Origin of the sequence: Mannheimia indoligenes, assembly GCF_036880405.1 — a bacterium.
Taxonomy (GTDB): Bacteria; Pseudomonadota; Gammaproteobacteria; order Enterobacterales; family Pasteurellaceae; genus Mannheimia; species Mannheimia indoligenes.
In genome coordinates, this window is sequence record NZ_JBAJJM010000007.1 from 244905 (window position 1) to 266021 (window position 21117).

A 21117-nucleotide genomic window follows, 5' to 3' on the forward strand; every position below is an offset into this window, starting at 1 on the left:
ATTTCTTATTTAATGTATCTAACTAAATCCACTAGGCTGTCTAGCACTAAATCGGCTTTTGCTTCACCTTCTGCGGTAACGGCTTTGCCTGTTCTTACCAATACTTTGGTTTTCACGCCGGCATTTTCCGCTGCTAGTAAGTCTTCCAATTTATCGCCCACCATATAAGATTGGCTAGGATCGATATTCAGATCTTTAATTGCTTGCTCAAACATTCCTGCTTTTGGCTTGCGACAATCGCAATCTTCACGGTATTCGCCTTTTCCCTCCGGATGGTGTGGGCAGTAGTAAATGCCGTCTAGCACCACGCCGTAATCTTCATCGAGCGACCAATCCATCCACTCAGTGAGCTGCATAAATTGTTCTTCGCTGAAATAACCCCGAGCAATGCCGGATTGATTGGTAACCAGCACGAGCAAATAACCTTTATCTTGAAGCTGCTTTAACGCTTTGCCAACACCGTCAATGAACTGGAAATCATCAATTTTATGCACATAGCCGTGATCGATATTAATTGTGCCATCACGATCAAGAAAAATTGCTTTTTTAGCCATCAATTTGATCCTTTAATAAAATCGACCACCATTTGATGATGTTCGCTTGTTTTGAATTTATCAAAAACCTGCTCAATCACGCCTTGTTCATTCACTAAAAAACTGATGCGATGAATGCCATCATAGGTTTTGCCTAAAAACTTTTTCTCGCCCCATACACCAAAAGCCTCTGCCACTTGGTGGTCTGGGTCTGATAACAAAGTGAAATTAAGCTCTTTTTTCTCGACAAATTGAGCCAGTTTTTTCGGTAAATCAGGGCTAATTCCAAGCACGACTACGTTGAGTTCATCAAGTTCTGATTTGCTATCACGCAACCCACACGCCTGTGTAGTACAACCCGGAGTGAGAGCTTTGGGGTAGAAATAAACTAACACTTTTTTGCCTGTAAATTGGGAAAGTGAAACCGCTTCATCAACCTGATTTTGAAGGGTAAATTGAGGAGCTTTATCGCCAACTTTTAAGATATTCATTTGTAATTTTTCCATAAAAAATAACCGCTTGTATTCTACTACAAGCGGTCGATTCTGGGTATTTTTTTGCAAATTATTCTAAAAACCCTTCCAGCAATTCATTTAAGAAGAGTTTGCCGTGTTGAGTTATTTGCCAATGGGTTGGGGTTTCAGAAATATAATTTTGGTTTAACGCCCAATCCATTGTTGGTTGGACGATTTCCCGATCTAATCCTGTAAACCATTCAAACTCTTGTTTTGGCGTGGCTTCAAGCAATCTAAAGCGGTTCATAAAAAATTCAAATGGGCGGTCGTCTAACTCAATCAAATCTTGGCTATAACGATACTCTCCTCGCATATAGCCTTTCGGGTGTTTGGTTTTGCTAAAGCGGTAAATTTCGCCTGTCGGGTAAGAAATTTTACCGTGAGCCCCACAGCCTATTGCCAAATAATCGCCAAACCGCCAGTAATTGAGATTATGGCGACACCGGTAGCCTTTTTTTGCATAGGCGGAAGTTTCGTATTGCTCATAGCCTGCCGCCGTTAAAAGTTGATGCCCCTGCTCAAAAATATCCCATAATTCATCATCATCGGGCAAAGTTGGCTTGCGGTAATAGAACATCGTATTCGGCTCAATAGTGAGTTGATACCACGATAAATGAGGTGGATTGAGAGCTATTCCCTGTTCTAAATCACTTAATGCTTGTTTTACCGATTGGTTCGGTAAACCGTGCATTAAATCAATATTAAAACTGTTCAAGCCTGATTTTGCAGAATTTTGGGCGAAAATGACCGCTTGTTTTGCCTCTTGGCTATCGTGAATACGCCCAAGCTTGAGCAGTTTTTCAGGCTCAAAACTTTGAATACCCATTGAAATGCGGGTAACGCCACCTTGTGCGTAACCTAAAAATCGCTCTGCTTCGGCTGTTCCCGGATTAGCTTCCAACGTAATTTCAATATTCGGTTCAAAAGGAATTCGCTTTTCTACTTCTTTGAGTAAATAAGCAATGCCTTCTGCTGAAAAAAGACTTGGCGTACCTCCGCCAATAAAAATGGAGTGCAATTTACGGTCGCCGATTGCCACTTGGTAAGCGGTTAAATCTTGAGATAAATCTGCAAGGAGATGTTCGATATATTCTTGTTCAGGAATTAACCCTTTTTGAGCGTGGGAGTTAAAATCGCAGTAAGGGCATTTTTGCACACACCAAGGGATATGGATATAAAGGCTTAAAGGCGGTAAAATGAGTTTCACGTTATATATTTCGTTATGTTTAAGAGGCGTAAATAATAACGAAAAGCAAATAAAGTGGGAAGTAGATATTTTTTCGTGAGCTAGATCACAAATTCAAAAATTACCGCTTTACCACTTTGTTGTTAATGATATGATGATTTCGTTTCAAAAAATTAATATGTTTTGATAAATTCACTTCATATTAAAAACAAACTATCCAATATAGCGACCTTAAGGAGCTTACTATGACAAAACAATTTGAACATAACGAATCACGTCGTGGTTTTATGAAATTGATGGCTGGTGTGGGTGCAGGTTTTGCATTCAGTAGTACATTAGGCACATTCTCAGCACCGGCAGCAGCGGCAACAGCTCCTGCAAAAGGCTCTGTGATTGAAGCAGGTATTTCTTACTCTCTTTCCACAGGGTTCGATCCCTTGCGTACCACCGGTGCAACACCAATGGCGGCAAATCTCCATATTTTTGAAGGACTCGTGGACTTACACCCAGCCACTCGCGAGCCATACTTAGGTTTAGCGGCAAAAATGCCGGAAAAAGTGGACGATGTAACCTACCGTGTAACACTACGTGATGGTGCGGTATTCCACGATGGTAAACCAGTTACAAGTGCGGATGTTGTTTTCTCTTTTGAACGTGTATTAAACCCGGAGAACAAATCTCTGTTCGCAGGTTTCGTACCATTTATTGAAAGTGTGAAAGCGGTTGATGAAAAAGTCGTTGAGTTTAAACTCAAATATCCGTTTGCATTATTTAACGAACGTTTAACTATCATCAGAATTGTACCAAAACACGTTGTTGAAGCAGTGGGTGAAAGCACCTTTGATGCAAACCCTGTAGGTTCCGGTCCATACAAATTTGTATCAGCAGTTAAAGATGATAAGATCGTGTTTGAAGCATTCGCAGGCTACAACGGTATCTACCCTGCTAAAGCTGAGAAAATGATTTGGTCGCTCTTATCAGATGATGCGGCTCGCGTAACTGCACAAGAGTCTAAACGTGTTCAAGCAATTGAATCAGTGCCATATCTTGATATTCAACGCTTAAAATCAAAAAGACAATCAGTTGAGTCTGTTCAATCATTCGGCTTACTATTCTTAATGTTTAACTGTGCGGAAGCTCCGTTTAACAACCCGAAAGTACGTCAAGCATTCCACTATGCGTTAGATACACAAAAAATGATCGATGTGGTGTTCTTAGGTAATGCACGTGCAGCAACATCTTACTTACAAGAAACTCACCCTGATTATGTGAAAGCAGCAACTCAGTATGATTTCGATAAAGAAAAAGCTGCGGCATTATTAAAAGAAGCCGGTGTTGATAAATTAGAGTTTGAGTTACTGGCAACAGATACTTCTTGGGTAAAAGAATGTGCACCATTAATTCTTGAATCTTGGAATTCCATTCCGGGTGTGAAAGTAACTTTACGCCACTTACAATCAAGTGCGTTATATGGTGAATTTATCGCATCAGGTAACTTCAAAGTTGTTGTAGCACCGGGCGACCCTTCTGTATTCGGTAACGATGTGGACTTATTATTAAGCTGGTTCTATCGTGGCGACGGTTGGGCGAAAAACCGCTATCGTTGGTCTGATACGCCAGAGTATGCAGAAGTGCAAAAACTCTTAGATGCAGCAGTGGCTGCGAAATCTCACGATGAGGCAAAAGCAGAATGGGCTAAAGTGTTCAACATTGTCGCTGAACAAGTTCCGCTCTACCCACTAATCCATCGTAAATTACCAACTGCGTGGGATGATAAAGCCTTAACTGACTTCCAACCATTACCAACCACAGGTATGTCTTTCTTAGGCGTTGGACGTAAATAAGCCTTGATACACGGCTAAACAAGCGGTCGGTTTTTGGGAAATTTTTGCAAAAGTTCGACCAAAACCGACCGCTTGTAACTTTCGATTTATTCCCAAGTTTTTCCGTGTTTTCTATATAGCATAGAGTGCGTTTTACGCACTGACAACAAATCAACTAAGTGTATTCGCACTCAACCTTCCACTAATGTTTTATAGTCGGAGATAAAGATGGAAATTGTACTTCGCCTGTTATTCCGCCGTGTATTGGCTCTGCCGGTAATGATTATCGGGGTAACAGCATTAGTTTTTATTATTTTACAGTTCACGCCGGGCGATGCTGCAACCGTTGCATTAGGTGATGCAGCCAGTGATGAAGCTAAACATTTATGGCGTGAGCAACGTGGGTTAAATGATCCGTTATTGGTTCAATACTTCCGTTTTCTCGGAAACCTTCTCGTGTTAGATTTAGGGGTAACTACACCGCCTGAATTACCGATTTCATCAATGATTGCTAAAGCTTTCCCTATCACATTGCAATTAACCTTTATTGGTGTGATTCTAGCTGCGATCATTTCATTCACATTAGGGGTATTTGCCGCTCTTCATCGTGATCGTTTAGCAGACCAAATTATTCGTCTGTTCTCGGTTGCAGCTGTTGCAACGCCTTCTTTCTGGCTCGGTATTTTATTAATTCAATACTTCTCACTTGAACTGGATTGGTTACCGTCCGGTGGTTATGTGCCATTTAGTGAAAGTCCGAAAGAGTGGGCTATCTCAATGGTTCTGCCATCGCTTGCATTAGCTATTCCGGTTTGTGCATCACTCATTCGTGTGGTACGTACAGCAATGGTTGAAGAGATGGACAAAGACTATGTGCGTACGGCAATTGGTAACGGCGTGCCTTATCCAACTGTTATTCGCCGTAATGTATTGCGTAATGCGTTAATTACACCGGTAACTGTACTTGGCTTGCGTGTCGGTTACTTACTGGGTGGTGCGGTCGTTATCGAACAGATTTTCGACTTACCGGGAATGGGTAAATTAATTTTCAACGGAATTACTAATGTGGACTTAAACTTAGTACAAGGCGTGGTACTAACCATTGCATTGACTTTCGTATTAGTAAACATCATCGTTGATATTCTTTATCTGATTATTAACCCTAAAATTCGGAGTCTATAATGTTTCGTCAAGGATTAGCAGACAGACTTGCTTCTGGCGGGGCAAGATTCAAAGCATTATCAACCGCCTCCAAAATTGCCTTAATCTTCTTGATTTTTATGGCTCTTGTGGCAATTTTCGCACCATTGGTTGCACCTTATGATCCACTGCAAACCCTACGCCCTGTGCAAGCTCCGGGTTCAGAATATTGGTTCGGTACAGACCGTTTAGGACGTGATATTTTCTCTCGTATTGTTTACGGAGCTAGAACTTCACTCTTTATCGGCTTAGGTGCAGTAGCTTGTGCGATTGTATTTGGTAGTATTTTAGGTGCAACAGCTGCAACGGCTGATAAATTCGGTAATGAAGTGATTATGCGTCTGATGGATATTCTAATGGCATTCCCGGGCATCGCACTTGCAGCTGTATTATTAGCGACTTTCGGCAACTCTTCACCGATTATTATCCTCACAATTGCGATTGTTTACACACCACAGTTAGCTCGTGTGGTACGTGCAAACGTGGTTTCACAATGGGAAGAAGACTACGTGCGTGCTGAGCGTGTAATTGGTGGTAGCCGTACTTACATCTTATTAAAACACGTTGTGCGTAATACCGCAGCACCTGTTTTAGTGTTCGCAACAGTAATGGTTGCTGATGCCATCATCCTTGAAGCATCACTTTCTTTCTTAGGTGCAGGGGTTCAGCCGCCACATCCATCTTGGGGTAATATCTTATCTGAAGGTCGTAACTTAGTATTAAGCGGCTTCTGGTGGGCAACGACATTCTCAGGTTTATGTGTACTTTTAACGGTATTATCATTAAATATTCTTTCTGAAGGTTTAACTGATGCGTTAGCCAATCCAAAAACCAAGAAAAGCCCGACAGCAGCGAAAAGCGATGTGTCAAAACCGCTTTCAACAGACGTTCAAGAAGCAATGGCTGAAGGCTTGGCACTAAAACGTTATTTATTACAATTAAACCAAGCAGAAACCGTACGTACTGACCGTATGCAACTTAATCCAAATGCAAAACCGATTTTGCAAGTGAAAAACTTATCTATTCGTTTTCCGAACCGTTATGGTGAAACACCATTAGTAGATAACATCAGCTTTACCGTACACGAAGGCGAAACAATGGGCTTAGTAGGTGAATCTGGTTGTGGTAAATCAATTTCTGCCTTCTCAATTATGGGCTTATTACCAAAAACAGCCAAAATCACCGGGGAAATTTTGTTTACTGACCGTGCGGGCAATCAACACGATTTATTAAAAACTGACAAGTTGAACGATCTTCGTGGTCACGAAATCTCGATGATTTATCAAGATGCATTAAGTGCCTTAAACCCATCAATGCGTATTCGTGAGCAAATGGAGCAGTTGATCAGTCGTGGCGGTAAACAATCGGCAGAGACATTACTCAAATGGGTACATCTTGATCCTGAAAAAACACTCAACCGTTACCCACACGAGCTTTCAGGTGGTCAGCGTCAGCGTGTGTTAATTGCAATGGCATTGGCTCGTGAACCAAAACTATTAATTGCGGATGAACCAACCACTGCATTAGACGTAACCGTTCAAGCAGAAGTAATTAAATTGCTTAACGAATTGCGTGAAAAACTCGGCTTTGCAATGGTGTTTGTGAGCCACGATTTAGCCTTAGTTGCTCAAATTGCTCACCACATCACGGTTATGTATGCAGGTCAAGTAGTAGAAGCATCGCCAACCAGCGACTTGCTAATGCACCCAACGCACGAATATACACGAGGCTTATTAGGTTCAGTACTTTCAACCGAATGCCGTGCAGAACGCTTATATCAAATTCCGGGCAGTGTGCCTTCTCCGTTTGACTTTGCAGACGGCGACCGTTTCGCCAGCCGCTCATTGCGTCCTGATGCGAATCCGAAACAACAGTTGAAACTTGTTCCAACTGGAGAACACCCACAACACGTTTGGGCATCTCACTTAGAAGAAAATCAGGGAGCTAAACTATGAGTATGAAACCCATTAAAGAACAGCCAATTATTGAGCTGAGAGATATTGTTGTCGAGTTTCGCTCCCGCGATGGAACACTATTCAACCCGAAAAAATTCCGTGCGGTAAATGGCGTGAGTTTAGATATTCACGCTGGTGAAACAGTCGGCATTGTAGGGCAATCCGGTTGTGGTAAATCAACATTGGCAAGCGTCATCATCGGCTTACAAAAACCGACTTCAGGTACGGTAAAATTCAACGGCTTACAGATGAAATATGGCAGTGCAGAAGCCCGTAAACAGTTTGGTCGCCAAGTATCGGTTATCTTCCAAGATCCGGCAACCGCCCTTAACCCTCGTATGCGTGTACTGGATATCTTGAAAGATCCGATGGACATCCACAATGTGTTAGAGCCAAGCGAGCGTGAAAAAAGAGTTTACGAACTCTTAAACCGTGTAGGTTTACCTCGCTCTGCTGCCTTAGTTGAACCAACTCGTTTATCAGGTGGTCAAAAGCAACGTGTGGCGATCGCTCGTGCATTGGCTCTTAATCCAAATTTGATAGTAGCAGATGAGCCGACTTCCGCACTGGATGTATCTGTTCGAGCTCAAGTTCTGAACTTACTTGCCGATCTGAAAAAAGAGTTAAACCTTGCAATGGTGTTTATCTCTCACGATTTGCAAACTGTTCGTCAAGTGTCTGACCGCATTGTGGTAATGAATGGCGGTAAAATCATCGAGCAAGGCGAAGCCTCACAAGTCTTCGATAGCCCACAAGATGAATACACCCGCATTCTGTTAGACGCAGCTCCATCATTATTGTAATTGTACTTTTAGTCCTACAAGCGGTAAAATTTGCTGAAAATTTTACCGCTTGTTTTTTTATTTCTATGATCAAAATTATCCAAACAATAGATACTGATTTACTCATTGTCGGCTCTGGCATTGCCGGGCTTTCTGCGGCTGTTGAAGCAAAGAGCAAAGGCTTAAATCCGTTGCTGATTAGCAAATCCACCATTGGTTCCGGTGCAAGTTATTTTCCTCTAAAAGCCACGTTAGGTATTCAAGTAACCGGCGATGAAGCCGACCACGCTCTTTTTAGAGAAGATATTGAACATATCGGCAAAGGCAAAATCAACGCCAATGTAGTGCAGGCTTATATTGAAGACTCGCCGAAAGCTATTGAGTTATTAGACCGAATTGGTTTTAAGCCTTGGAGGCGGAACGACAACCGCCCGGCTTGCTTTGCTAAATATGCTCGCCCGATTTATTTAATTAAAGATTGGCGAGAGGCTGCCATACGAGCAAAACAAATTTTACAAGAGCAGCAGATTCCTTTCTATGAAAATGCCACCCTTTTACATATCGTAACAGACAATAATCAAGTACAAGGGGCAGTATTTTCTCTGGTTACAAGCGGTCAAATTTCTTATATTTTTTGCAAAACCAATCATATTATTTTAGCCGCAGGCGGGATTGCCGGACTTTATAAAGATAACCTCTACCCTGCTGATGTAATAGGCTCACTCCATTCTGTTGCCAAGCAAGCCGGGGCGACTTTAGTCAATCTTGCTTTTATCCAGTTCATTCCTGCTTTTGTTGAGCCCAAATATAAAGTCTTATTTGGCGAACATACGTTGAAATATGTAACAGAAATTACCGATTCGCAAGGCAATAATTTATTCCCTCATTTAAGCCAAACGCAATTTAGTAAAATGATGTTGGAACGTAGTCATTATGCTCCTTTCAGTTTGGATTTTGAGTGCGTGGAATTTGACTTAGTGATGATGAAGCATTTGCTGGAAAATCCAAATGAAAAAGGTATTTATCTCAAATACAGCCCAAAACTCTATGCAGATACAGAAGAATTTTACACCGTTTATTTGAATTGGCTGAAAAATGAAGTGGGAATTGATTTAGTCAAAGATAGAATTGCGATTAAACCTTTTGCTCACAGCTGCAACGGTGGCATTCAAATCAACCAATGGGGTGAAAGTTCGGTGAAAGGCTTATTTGCAATCGGCGAAATTGCTCATTGTATTGAAGGTGCAAACCGTATGGGCGGAAATTCAGTTGGCGGCGGTTTGGTATTTGCCAAACGTGCGGTAGCGGAAATTTCTCGCTCACTAGAACAAGCTAATTTACAAAAAAATGCCGAAATTTCACCGCTTGTAATGGCAGAAAAAGCATTAAATCAGCTTGCTAACTCAAATGCTAATCTTAAACTAACCGCCGGTGAAGTGCTTTCCTCTATTCGAGAAAAAATGGCATTATATGCTAATGTTTACCGCACTCGAAGTAACCTTCAACATCTGCTTGATGAATTAAATCGTTTGGAACAACAATTTGACCCAATCCATCACGCTCAATATCAAGGCATTGAAGTTTACAATGCACTAAAAACCGCTCAATTAGTGGTAAATAATATGCTCAATGAGAAGAGTTTGGGGGCACACTACTTAGATGCACAAAATTAGTCTATAATAGTTCACTTTTCATAAAAAATAATAAATTAGGAGTATAAATGAATAACTACCTACTTAAATTAAAACCGATGACAGCGGTTATACTTTCGCTTTTAACGGTCTTTATCTTAGGTTTTACAATGATTGGGCTTGGTTGGGTGCCACAAATTTCGATTTTAGCGGTTATTGTCATTCTGTTACTTTTCGGATTGCTTAATAAAATTCCGTTTAAAAACATGCAAGAAGGTATGGCAAATGGGCTGATGTCCGGTATCGGTGCAGTTTACTTGTTCTTTTTTATCGGATTATTAGTTTCCGCATTGATGATGTCGGGTGCGATTCCTACTTTAATGTATTATGGTTTAAGTGTGATTTCGCCTGAATTATTTTACATCTCTGCTTTTGCCTTAAGTTCTGTGGTAGGTATCGCCTTAGGCAGTAGTTTAACTACGACTGCAACTATCGGCGTTGCTTTTATCGGTATGGCTTCAGCATTTGGGGCTAACCCTGCTATTGTAGCCGGTGCGGTTGTTTCAGGTGCATTTTTTGGCGACAAAACGTCTCCACTATCAGACACTACAACTATTGCAGCTTCTGTTGTAGGAATTGATATGTTCGCTCATATCCGCAATATGCTTTATACCACTATTCCGGCGTGGATTTTAACAGCTCTTATTCTTTGGTTTTTAACTGAGCCGGCTGATGCTCAAAATTTAGCAAATATTGAGAGTTTAAAAGCTAATTTACAAGAAACAGGATTAATACACGGCTACTCTTTGTTACCTTTTGTTACCTTAATTTTAATGGCAATTAAGCGTGTTAATTCCATTTATATTATTGTTACTACAGTAATGCTCTCCCTGGTTATTACCTATATTCACAGTTCACCAACCCTTGAACAACTAGGCAATTATTTCTTTACCGGCTATAAACCCGTTGAAGGTGTAGATTTAGGCGAAGTAGCATCATTAGTTTCTCGTGGAGGAATTAATAGTATGTTCTTTACCATTACTATTGTGCTATTAGCCTTAAGTTTAGGCGGCTTATTGCAAATTCTAGGTATTTTACCTGCCCTGCTAAAAGGTATTAGTGGCTTCTTAACCAACACCGGACGTGTTACTTTTGTGGTGGCAAGTACCGCAGTTGGTATTAACGTCTTGATCGGCGAGCAATATTTAAGTTTATTATTATCAGGAAATACCTTCCGTTCAACTTACGAGCGTTTAGGTTTAGATCTTAAAAATTTATCTCGCACTATTGAAGATGCCGGTACGGTAATCAACCCATTAGTGCCTTGGAGTGTGTGTGGTGTGTTTATCAGCAGCGTACTCAATGTACCGGTGTTAGACTATTTACCTTATGCGTTCTTCTGTTATATCTGTTTAATCCTCACCTTAATTTTTGGATTTACAGGGGTAACTATTAGTAAAAAAGCAAACTAAAATGTAAAACTAAGCGATAAAAAAATGCCTACAAATTTGTAGGCATTTTTTCTAATTAGAGTTGGAGAACCGCTTGTTTTGATAATTCTCTGGCAAGCTTATCAATATGCAATACATCTGCAATTTCTTTCACTTGGATTGGAGCAATATTTTCCACCACTGTTCGATTTACATTTACAATATCGGTAAAGCGGATTTGCCCATTTAAAAACGCCTCAACGGCAACTTCATTTGCCGCATTCATCGCCGTAGTTGCATATTGCCCTTCGGCAAAAGCCTCAATCGCTAATTTTAAGTTCGGATAACGAGCAAAATCAGGCTCAATAAAAGTCAGCTCTTTTAGTTTAAAGAAATCAAGCGGCAACACACCTGCATTAATTCGGTTTGGATATGCCATAGTGTGTGCAATCGGCGTACACATATCAGGATTTCCCATTTGAGCAATAACCGAACCATCAATATACCGTACCATTGAGTGAATGATTGATTGTGGGTGAATAATAATTTCCATCTCGTCTGCCGTTGCATTAAACAGCCAACGAGCTTCAATGTACTCCAAACCTTTATTCATCATTGTGGCAGAATCGACCGAGATCTTTTTCCCCATCGACCAATTTGGGTGAGCAACGGCTTGAGCAGGTGTAATCGCATCAAATTCATTTAATGGCTTAGTACGGAACGGACCGCCCGATCCTGTTAAAATAATTTTGCTTACGCCTAACTCTACAAGCGGGCAAAACCCCACTTTCTCTTGAGCTTCAGGCGGTAGCGATTGGAAAATCGCATTGTGTTCACTATCTACAGGGAGTAATTTCGCACCGGATTTGCGAGCTTCATCAATAAAAATCTGTCCACAAGTAACAAGAGATTCTTTGTTCGCCAGTAGCACTCTCTTGCCTGCTTTCACCGCAGAAAGCGTTGGTAATAAGCCTGCCGCCCCCACAATTGCTGCCATTACCATATCCACATCAGCGTGAGCACAAAGATCACAAATCGCTTTCTGCCCTGCTAATACCTCGGTTTTTATGCCTAAATTCGCTAACGCTGTTTTCAATTCTTGAGCTGCTTTTTCATCGTCCATTGCAGCAAAAATCGGCTTGTATTGTTGGCATTGCTCGGTCATTAACGAAACATTTTTTCCGCCGACTAAGGCAAAAATTTCGTACTGTTCTTTATTATGCTCAACCACCGATAATGTGCTTTTACCAATAGAACCTGTTGAACCTAAAATCGCTAATTTTTTCATTACGTTTCTCTGTATTTAATAGGGATCTTTCACCCCTACATTTTAATTATATGGATTACCAATTATACGGTTGCAAAATTTTTATAAAAAATGACCGCTTGTATTTAACTTGAAAGTCGTTTTGCCTCAATCACATCATCTAATTGCGATACTCTGGCTAATAATTTATTTAAAATCGCAACATTATTGAGCTGAATTTCCATATCAATAGTTGCAAGGCTTCGTTTGACATCCGTTCGGCTCGAAACGCCTAACACGTTTACTTTTTCATTCGCCATAATCGCACTCACATCTCGTAATAAACCGTTACGGTCATTTGCAATCACACGAATAGTCAAACTCAAGCCTGAAACATAACCTTCCCCCCAATCTGCTTCCACAACACGTTCCGGATTTGCATTCAGTAATTCGTGTAATTGCTCACAATCCGCACGATGAATAGAAATACCCCGTCCTTGCGTGATATAGCCTAAAATTTCATCGCCCGGGATCGGCTGGCAACAACGAGCAATGGAATGCATCAAATTCCCCACCCCTTCAACAACCACATAACCTTTACTTGGTTTTGGCTGGTTGTTGTTTTTATTAACCTGTTTTAGTACCGCCTCATCTTCTTGTTCAGCCGTTGGTTTAATTAATTTTGATTGCAAATAGTGCATTAATTGATGCAGACGAATATCGCCGCCGCCAATACCTGCGTATAAATCATCAAATTGTTTTAAATTATAGCGAGGCAGTGCGTATTCCTCGATTTGTCTGAGCGTGAAGCCAAATTTCTCCATTTCAGCTTCAAGAGCTTCTTTACCAATCGGAATATTCTTTTCACGATCTAATTTCTTAAACCACGCAATAATTTTTGAACGAGCTTTGCCGGTATTAACGAAACCAGCATTTGGATTGAGCCAATCTCTGCTTGGGTTTGGCTCTTTTTGCGTGATAATTTCAACCTGATCGCCCATCTGTAAATGGTAAGTAAAGGGCACAATTCGCCCGGCTACTTTTGCACCAATACAACGATGCCCGATTTCACTATGAATTGCGTAAGCAAAATCCAGCGGTGTTGCTTTTTGTGGTAGATCGATTACCTCGCCTCTTGGCGTAAAGACATAAACACGGTCATCAAAAATTTGTGTCCGCATTTCTGCCACCATATCGCCAGAATCGGCAAGATCGTTTTGCCACTCAAGCAATTTCCGTAGCCACACAATTTTTTCTTCGTAGCCTGAACGCCCTGCGGTTGCTCCTTCTTTATATTTCCAGTGAGCCGCCACGCCAAGCTCCGCATCATCGTGCATTTTTTGGGTGCGAATTTGCACCTCAATGGTTTTATCGCCTTCACCTAATACAACAGTATGCAATGATTGATAGCCGTTAGGTTTTGGGTTAGCAATATAATCATCAAAATGTTCCGGCAAGTGAGTATATTTAGTATGAATAATGCCTAAGGCGGTGTAGCAATCTTCTAAAGTTGGCACAATCACTCGTACGGCTCGCACATCAAAAAGCTGATTGAATCTCAGACGCTTTTTCTGCATTTTTTTCCAAATGCTGTAGATATGTTTCGGACGACCATAAATCTGCACATTATCAATTTCACCCGCTAAACAAGCGGTCAAATCTGCTACAAAATTTGCAATATAGCGTTCACGATCCACACGGCGTTCACCTAAATCAAACTTCGCTATTTGAGTGTAAGAGACAGGGTGTAAAATGCGGAAGCAGTAATCTTCCAGCTCCCATTTAAGTTGCCCTATGCCTAAGCGGTTGGCAAGTGGAGCATAAACGTGGGAACATTCTTTAGCAGCTAATACCGTATCTTCCTCCGTGTGATGGCTGCCATCACGCAAATAAGCAATTCGTTCGGCAAGTTTGATAACTACACAGCGGAAATCATCTACCATTGCCAGCAACATACGGCGGATATTATCAATTTGTAAATCAGATACATTGTGAGCAGAGAGCTGGCGGATATTTTCCATTTCCAGCACGCCTTTCACTAGGTTTTTGATATGATTATTGAAATCTTCTTTTAATTGAACAAGATCAATAATGTTATGCTTCACAAGCGGAAATAAAAGTGCTGCAACCAGACTGTCATCGTCCATATTTAAGCCGTGTAACACTTCTACCATCTCAATGCCATACCACATCAAACTGTAATCGGCATCGAGCTTTTCTTGAGCGTAATCCCAAGCGTGTTGAATGCGTTCACTCGTTACAGGAGACATATTCAGGCTCGCACACCAGCTTGCTAATTCAAAATTATTTGGATCAAGTTGGTGGGAATAACGAATTGCTACCATAAAGCCTCCTTGTAAATTTTCGTCAAAATCAGACCGCTTGTTATCGCTTGATATGGAGTGTAATTATACGTCTAATTTCAGAAAAAATTTACCCTTTTTATAAAAATTTAGCGTATAGCTTACCACTTAAATTACTCCTTAAGAGGTATCAACCTTGTGATAAATCAAACCTATCAACACAATCATTTGCACGACATCTCTCTCTTGATTAAAATGACTACGTTTTTATTTTTAAATTTTATCTTTTCTGTGGGAAACAATGACAATTTTAGCTTTAGGGATTAATCATAAAACCGCTTCTGTGGGTTTAAGAGAGAAAGTCGCATTTGTTGATGACAAACGTGATCTCGCTCTTACTCAAATTCAAGAAAGCGGATTAGCCGAAAGCGTTGTTATTCTTTCTACCTGTAACCGCACCGAACTCTATTTCCACCAGCCTAATATTTCTCCTCGTGAAGAGAGCGAGGAAAATATTCAGTGGCGTGAACAATGCTTCCAATGGTTTGCTCAAATTCATCATCTTGATGAAAATGAACTACGTGAATGCCTCTATTTCAAACAAAATTTAGAAGCGGCTAACCATTTAATGAAAGTGGCAAGCGGTTTAGATTCTCTCATTTTAGGTGAACCTCAAATTTTAGGACAGGTAAAACAGGCTTATCAATATAGCGAAGATTTTTACCAACAACATCGCAAAACGATGTCTACAAAGCTCTCTCGCTTATTCCAACGTACCTTTGCAACGGCAAAACGCGTGCGTTCTGAAACCGAAATTGGTAGCCAAGCAGTTTCTGTTGCCTACGCTGCTTGTGGTTTAGCTCGCCAAATCTTCGATAATTTCGGTAAATTACGCTTCTTGCTTGTTGGTGCGGGTGAAACCATTGAATTAGTAGCTCGTTATTTAATTCAACACGGTGCGAAAAATATTATGGTAGCAAACCGTACTCATATTCGAGCAGAAATGTTGGCAGAAAAATTAAATGCCCCGATGCAAATTCTCTCACTGAGTGCATTGCAATTAGGCTTAAACCAAGCGGATGTAGTCATTAGCTCCACCGGTAGCCCAGATATGCTAATTACAAAAGAGATGGTTGAATTTGCTCAGAAACAACGTCAATTTGACCCACTATTGCTCATTGATATTGCTGTTCCTCGTGATATTGATGAAAAAGCCGGCGAATTAGATGGGGTTTATTCTTATAGTGTGGATGATTTACAAAATATCATTCAACGCAATATGGCTCAGCGAGAAGAAGCGGCGAAACAAGCGGCTGAAATCGTCAAAGAAGAAAGCAAAGCCTTCTTTGAGTGGTTAAAGCAGCAGCAGTCAAGTGATCTTATCAAACGCTATCGCCAAGATGCGGAACAAATCCGCCAAGAGTTATTAGAGAAAGCTCTCCAAGCAATAAATCAAGGGCAAGATAGCCAACGTGTTTTGAGTGAATTAAGTTACAAACTAACAAACCAACTGCTCCACGCACCAACCCAAGCCTTGCAATCTATGGCAAAAAGTGGAAATTCAACGGGCTTGCAAAGTTTTTCTAAAGCTCTCAGGTTGGAAGAATAATTTACCTATAAGTTAAATTTTGGACGCACGCTGTGCGTCCCCACGCCAATCTATATTTCTTATCCTTTCTTCTGATTTTAACTTTCCTCAAATTTCCGCTATAATAAGCCAATTTTTGCAACACATTGCAAATCACTGAATTTAGAGGATAAAAAATGACTCCTGTTGTTGCCCTAGTTGGCAGACCAAATGTAGGTAAATCTACCTTATTTAACCGCTTAACCCGTACCCGAGATGCGTTAGTAGCAGACTTTCCAGGCTTAACCCGCGATCGTAAATACGGACACGCCAATATTGCGGGCTATGATTTTATCGTGATCGACACAGGCGGTATTGATGGCACAGAAGAAGGTGTGGAAGAAAAAATGGCAGAACAATCGCTACTCGCGATTGAAGAAGCTGATGTAGTGCTTTTCTTAGTCGATGCTCGTGCCGGCTTATTGCCTGCGGATATTGGTATCGCACAATATTTACGCCAACGTGAAAAAACCACTGTGGTGGTTGCTAATAAAACAGACGGTATTGATGCTGACTCTCACTGTGCAGAGTTTTATCAGCTCGGTTTAGGCGAAGTAGAACAAATCGCTGCCGCTCAAGGGCGTGGCGTAACACAACTTATCGAGCAAGTGCTTGCTCCACTTGGCGAACAGCTAAATGCAGATCAAGCGGTCGAAAACGATGAAAATTTTGCAAATGATGAAGCAGCTGACGAATGGGATACTGATTTCGACTTCGACAATGAAGAAGATACCGCATTATTAGATGAAGCATTGGAAGAAGATGCTGAAGAGTCCATTGAAGATAAAAATATCAAAATTGCGATTGTCGGCAGACCAAACGTAGGCAAATCAACCCTCACTAACCGCATTTTAGGGGAAGAGCGTGTGGTAGTGTATGATATGCCGGGTACAACCCGTGATTCTATCTACATTCCAATGGAGCGTGATGGTCAGCAATATACCATCATTGATACTGCCGGCGTGCGTAAACGTGGCAAGGTCAATTTAGCGGTTGAAAAATTCTCAGTCATCAAAACCTTACAAGCCATTCAAGATGCCAATGTGGTGCTTTTAACCATTGATGCTCGTGAAGGGATTTCTGATCAGGATTTATCGCTACTCGGCTTTATTTTAAATGCAGGTCGTTCACTTGTAATTGTAGTAAACAAATGGGACGGCTTATCGCAAGATATTAAAGATCAAGTGAAATCAGAATTAGATCGCCGTTTAGATTTTATCGACTTTGCCCGTGTGCACTTTATTTCTGCATTACACGGCTCCGGTGTGGGTAATTTGTTTGATTCGGTGAAAGAAGCTTACGCTTGTGCCACCCAAAAAACGTCTACCTCAATGCTGACCCGTATTTTGCGTATGGCAGCAGATGAACACCAACCTTCATTGGTAAACGGTCGCCGAGTGAAATTAAAATATGCTCACCCGGGTGGTTATAATCCGCCGATTATTGTAATTCACGGCAATCAGGTAGAAAAATTAGCGGATTCTTACAAACGCTATTTGAGTAACTATTTCCGTAAGAGTTTGAAAATTATCGGCTCGCCGATTCGCATTTTGTTCCAAGAAGGGAACAACCCATTTGCGGGCAAGAAAAATAAACTCACCCCGAACCAATTACGCAAACGTAAGCGTTTGATGAAGTTTATTAAGAAAAGTAAGAAATAAATTATGCTCTCTCGCCCTTTGGGAGAGAGACCGAAAAATGTTTCGTACAGAAACATTTTTCAGAGAGAGGCAAGCGGTTATTTTTTATGAAAATTTTGCACTTTCCTCTCCCTGAAATTTACTTCTGCACGAAGTAAATTTCTGTACCTCTCTCACAAAGGGCGAGGGTGAAATATCAAAGGATTTCTATATGATGATGCAATACTCTCCAAAATTTAATAATGCTAAAGTTCTAGTACTAGGCGACGTAATGTTAGACCGTTACTGGTTTGGTGCGACAAACCGTATTTCGCCGGAAGCACCTGTGCCGGTCGTTAAGGTGCAAGATATTGAAGAGCGTGCAGGTGGTGCTGCAAACGTAGCAATGAATATTGCGAGCCTTGGTGTGCCAGTTGCCCTTCACGGTTTAATTGGTCAAGATGATGCCGGGCGTGCTTTAGATACGTTACTTAATTCACATAATATCCAAAATCATTGTGTCGCAATTGATTCACACCCAACTATTACGAAATTGCGGATTTTATCTCGTCATCAGCAATTATTACGCTTAGATTTTGAGGAAGGTTTTCAAAATGTTGATTCAACTGCCCTACTTGCAAAACTTTCGCAAGAAATTACCGCTTACGGAGCGTTAATCTTATCGGATTACGGTAAAGGCACGCTTGAATCAGTGCAACAGATGATCCAGATTGCACGCAAGGCTAATGTACCTGTGTTAATTGATCCTAAAGGCACGGATTTTGAGCGTTATCGTGGAGCAACTTTACTCACTCCAAATATGTCGGAATTTGAAGCCGTTGTTGGGCATTGTAAAGATGATGATGAAATCGTGGCTAAAGGCTTGAAAATGATTGCTGATTTTGAGCTTTCTGCCTTGCTAGTTACTCGCTCAGAAAAAGGAATGACATTACTTCGTCCAAATCAAGAGCCTTATCACTTACCAACTCAAGCAAAAGAAGTTTATGATGTAACTGGTGCGGGAGATACCGTAATTAGCGTATTAGCTACAGCGATTGCTGATGGTAGAGCTTACGAAGAAGCTTGTTATTTAGCCAATGCAGCAGCTGGTGTTGTGGTTGGCAAACTTGGCACATCAACCGTTAGTCCTGTTGAATTAGAAAATGCCATTCATCAACGAGCCACGACAGGCTTTGGTGTAGTCTCCGAAGAAGAGCTAAAAGCTATTGTGTTAGAGGCAAAAAAACGTGGTGAGAAAATTGTAATGACAAACGGTTGTTTTGATATTCTCCACCCGGGGCACGTTTCTTATTTAGAAAATGCACGCAAATTAGGCGACCGCTTAATTGTGGCAGTGAATACTGATAATTCGGTTAAACGCTTGAAAGGCGAAGATCGCCCAATTAATGATTTAGATGCTCGTATGGCTGTATTAGCCGGCTTAGCGTCTGTGGATTGGGTAGTGCCTTTTGATGAAGATACACCGCAACGTTTAATTGGTGAAATCTTGCCTGATTTATTAGTAAAAGGTGGCGATTATAAACCTGAAGAAATCGCAGGTAGCCAAGAAGTATGGGCAAACGGTGGAGATGTTCGGGTGCTAAACTTTGAAAACGGTTGTTCTACAACGAATGTGATTAAGAAAATTCAATCATTATAGTGTTATGGAAAAAATCATTATTGATACAGAGCAATTTCAGCGGATTATTTCTCGTATTTCCCATCAAATTATTGAAAAGCACGGGGATTTACAAGATGTCGTGATTGTTGGTATTAAACGCCGTGGGGCTGAAATTGCAGAACTTATTCAAAAGCGAATTGAAGAGTTAGCACAAATCCAATTGCCGAATATGGCATTGGATATTACGTTCTATCGTGATGATTTGGATTTAATCTATCAAGATCCTGTATTTACCGGAGCAGAAAATCAACTCAATCTTAACAATAAAAAAGTGATTTTGGTTGATGATGTACTGTTTACGGGTAGAACTATTCGTGCCGCCTTAGATGCATTGCTTGATTTTGGCAGAGCTGCCAGAATTGAATTGGTTATTTTAGTAGATCGTGGTCATCGAGAATTGCCAATTCGAGCTGATTATGTAGGAAAAAATATCCCTACTGCAAAAAATGAGCAAATTCAGGTAAAAACCTTCTCTTATGACGGCATCAATCAAGTGATCTTAGTTCCTGCAACGGATAAAGAAAGTACTTAATTTAAGTGAACCTTTTCGATAAACTTATCTCTAAGGAAAAGATTACTTATTATCTCCATTAGGATTGTTATAAAAATGAAATTAGTAAAATCATTGTTTGCTGTTGCGATTGCAACAATAAGTCTTACCCAAACTACTCACGCTTTTGAAGAACGTGTAGTTGCGTTAGTAAATGATACCCCTGTAATGCAAAGCCAAGTTCAGCGTATGCTTGGCAAGAAAAAAGTAACTGAAGCCTCTCATCGTGCAGCCGTCGATCAAGTCATTGACGATATGCTTGTACAACAAGCAATGAAAGAGGCTAATGTAAAAATCAGCCCGGCAGCAGTAAACCAAGCGGTTGAAAATGTGGCTATCCAGAATGGTATTACCTACGGTCAATTATTAGATGCGTTAGATTATCAAGGTATTACTTTAGAACAATTTAAACGCAATATTGCTCAACAAATGGCAATGGAGCAGGTTCGCCATATCAGCATTGGAAAAACCATTCAAGTTGCTCCTCAACAAGTTCAAGCATTAGCAAACGAATTAATGGCGAAAGATAAAGCTGCGGGTAAATTAAAAACGGTAGTTGGCAAAGAACATCGTGTGAGCCATATTTTGTTAAAAACAAACCCAATTTTAAACGATGCTCAAGCCAAAGCGAAATTAAATAGCTTAATTGCCGATATTAACTCTGGCAAAACAACTTTTGAAGAAGCAGCAAAAGCGAATTCTATGGATTACGCATCAGGTGCAGACGGTGGTGATTTAGGCTTTAACTTCTTAGAGATCTACGATCCTGCCTTTGCAAAAGTAGCCTCTAAGATGAAAACAAATCAAATTTCTGCACCATTTAAATCACAATTTGGTTGGCATACTTTAAAAGTAACCGATATTCGTGAGGGCGATAGAACTGAAGATGCTTACCACCAACGAGCTTACCAGCAACTTGTTAATAAACAAGCAGAAGAAGCCTCGAAAGATTGGATTAAAGCATTAAGAAAAACCGCAAATATCCAATACGTTGGTCAATAATTAAAAAATAACAAGAACCTCGCCTAGCGGGGTT

Annotated in this window: 16 protein-coding genes; 11 read left to right on the forward strand and 5 right to left on the reverse strand. The window is 40.8% G+C overall.

What is annotated here, in order from left to right; all coding sequences use genetic code 11:
* Positions 1 to 5: 5 nt before the first annotated feature.
* From gmhB to hemW, 3 genes are all read right to left on the reverse strand, one after another.
* On the reverse strand, positions 6 to 554 hold the full coding sequence (gmhB, locus tag V6W77_RS06315) for a D-glycero-beta-D-manno-heptose 1,7-bisphosphate 7-phosphatase (RefSeq protein WP_025236235.1): 549 nt from the start codon (positions 552 to 554) through the stop codon (positions 6 to 8).
* Positions 554 to 1024 carry a thioredoxin-dependent thiol peroxidase gene (bcp, locus tag V6W77_RS06320; protein WP_025236236.1) on the reverse strand — a complete coding sequence of 157 codons (471 nt, stop codon included), beginning with the start codon at positions 1022 to 1024 and terminating at the stop codon, positions 554 to 556. The genes gmhB and bcp overlap by 1 nt, the downstream gene beginning before the upstream one ends.
* A gap of 73 nt (positions 1025 to 1097) precedes the next feature.
* The gene (gene hemW / locus V6W77_RS06325) at positions 1098 to 2255 is read right to left on the reverse strand and encodes a radical SAM family heme chaperone HemW (RefSeq protein ID WP_334254125.1); all 1158 of its coding nucleotides are present in this window, start codon (positions 2253 to 2255) and stop codon (positions 1098 to 1100) included.
* 224 nt (positions 2256 to 2479) lie between these two features.
* Between hemW and V6W77_RS06330 the strand changes: the two genes are divergently transcribed.
* The 6 genes from V6W77_RS06330 to nhaC all read left to right on the forward strand — a co-directional run bounded on the left by V6W77_RS06330 (position 2480) and on the right by nhaC (position 11097).
* Positions 2480 to 4078 carry an ABC transporter substrate-binding protein gene (locus tag V6W77_RS06330; RefSeq protein WP_334254126.1) on the forward strand — a complete coding sequence of 533 codons (1599 nt, stop codon included), beginning with the start codon at positions 2480 to 2482 and terminating at the stop codon, positions 4076 to 4078.
* 207 nt (positions 4079 to 4285) lie between these two features.
* On the forward strand, positions 4286 to 5239 hold the full coding sequence (locus V6W77_RS06335; protein ID WP_334248157.1) for an ABC transporter permease: 954 nt from the start codon (positions 4286 to 4288) through the stop codon (positions 5237 to 5239).
* Positions 5239 to 7212, forward strand: a complete 1974-nt coding sequence (locus tag V6W77_RS06340) for a dipeptide/oligopeptide/nickel ABC transporter permease/ATP-binding protein (protein WP_283385656.1) — start codon at positions 5239 to 5241, stop codon at positions 7210 to 7212. Before V6W77_RS06335 ends, V6W77_RS06340 begins: the two co-directional genes overlap by 1 nt.
* On the forward strand, positions 7209 to 8015 hold the full coding sequence (locus V6W77_RS06345) for an ABC transporter ATP-binding protein (protein WP_334236238.1): 807 nt from the start codon (positions 7209 to 7211) through the stop codon (positions 8013 to 8015). Before V6W77_RS06340 ends, V6W77_RS06345 begins: the two co-directional genes overlap by 4 nt.
* A gap of 59 nt (positions 8016 to 8074) precedes the next feature.
* On the forward strand, positions 8075 to 9667 hold the full coding sequence (locus V6W77_RS06350) for an FAD-binding protein (RefSeq protein ID WP_334254165.1): 1593 nt from the start codon (positions 8075 to 8077) through the stop codon (positions 9665 to 9667).
* A 47-nt stretch (positions 9668 to 9714) separates the two neighbouring features.
* Positions 9715 to 11097: a Na+/H+ antiporter NhaC gene (gene nhaC / locus V6W77_RS06355; RefSeq protein ID WP_334254127.1), complete on the forward strand. Its 1383-nt coding sequence runs from the start codon at positions 9715 to 9717 to the stop codon at positions 11095 to 11097.
* A gap of 55 nt (positions 11098 to 11152) precedes the next feature.
* On the opposite strand, the gene ispC is transcribed toward nhaC, so the two are convergent.
* Entirely contained in the window at positions 11153 to 12343 is a 1191-nt protein-coding gene (ispC, locus tag V6W77_RS06360; RefSeq protein ID WP_334254128.1) for a 1-deoxy-D-xylulose-5-phosphate reductoisomerase, read from the reverse strand.
* Positions 12344 to 12447: 104 nt separating this feature from the next.
* Complete coding sequence (gene relA, locus V6W77_RS06365; protein ID WP_334233964.1) at positions 12448 to 14646, reverse strand: GTP diphosphokinase; 2199 nt, start codon at positions 14644 to 14646, stop codon at positions 12448 to 12450.
* A 259-nt stretch (positions 14647 to 14905) separates the two neighbouring features.
* Here relA and hemA point away from each other — a divergent pair, with 259 nt between their 5' ends.
* The 5 genes from hemA (at position 14906) to V6W77_RS06390 (ending at position 21083) form a co-directional block, all read left to right on the forward strand.
* Positions 14906 to 16213, forward strand: coding sequence for a glutamyl-tRNA reductase (gene hemA / locus V6W77_RS06370; protein WP_025236246.1), 1308 nt, complete (start codon positions 14906 to 14908; stop codon positions 16211 to 16213).
* A 155-nt stretch (positions 16214 to 16368) separates the two neighbouring features.
* The gene (gene der, locus V6W77_RS06375; protein ID WP_334254129.1) at positions 16369 to 17892 is read left to right on the forward strand and encodes a ribosome biogenesis GTPase Der; all 1524 of its coding nucleotides are present in this window, start codon (positions 16369 to 16371) and stop codon (positions 17890 to 17892) included.
* Positions 17893 to 18082: 190 nt separating this feature from the next.
* Positions 18083 to 19510 carry a bifunctional D-glycero-beta-D-manno-heptose-7-phosphate kinase/D-glycero-beta-D-manno-heptose 1-phosphate adenylyltransferase HldE gene (hldE, locus tag V6W77_RS06380; RefSeq protein ID WP_334254130.1) on the forward strand — a complete coding sequence of 476 codons (1428 nt, stop codon included), beginning with the start codon at positions 18083 to 18085 and terminating at the stop codon, positions 19508 to 19510.
* Positions 19511 to 19514: 4 nt separating this feature from the next.
* Complete coding sequence (pyrR, locus tag V6W77_RS06385) at positions 19515 to 20063, forward strand: bifunctional pyr operon transcriptional regulator/uracil phosphoribosyltransferase PyrR (protein WP_334254131.1); 549 nt, start codon at positions 19515 to 19517, stop codon at positions 20061 to 20063.
* 75 nt (positions 20064 to 20138) lie between these two features.
* Positions 20139 to 21083 carry a peptidylprolyl isomerase gene (locus tag V6W77_RS06390; RefSeq protein WP_334254132.1) on the forward strand — a complete coding sequence of 315 codons (945 nt, stop codon included), beginning with the start codon at positions 20139 to 20141 and terminating at the stop codon, positions 21081 to 21083.
* The last annotated feature ends 34 nt before the right edge of the window (positions 21084 to 21117 follow it).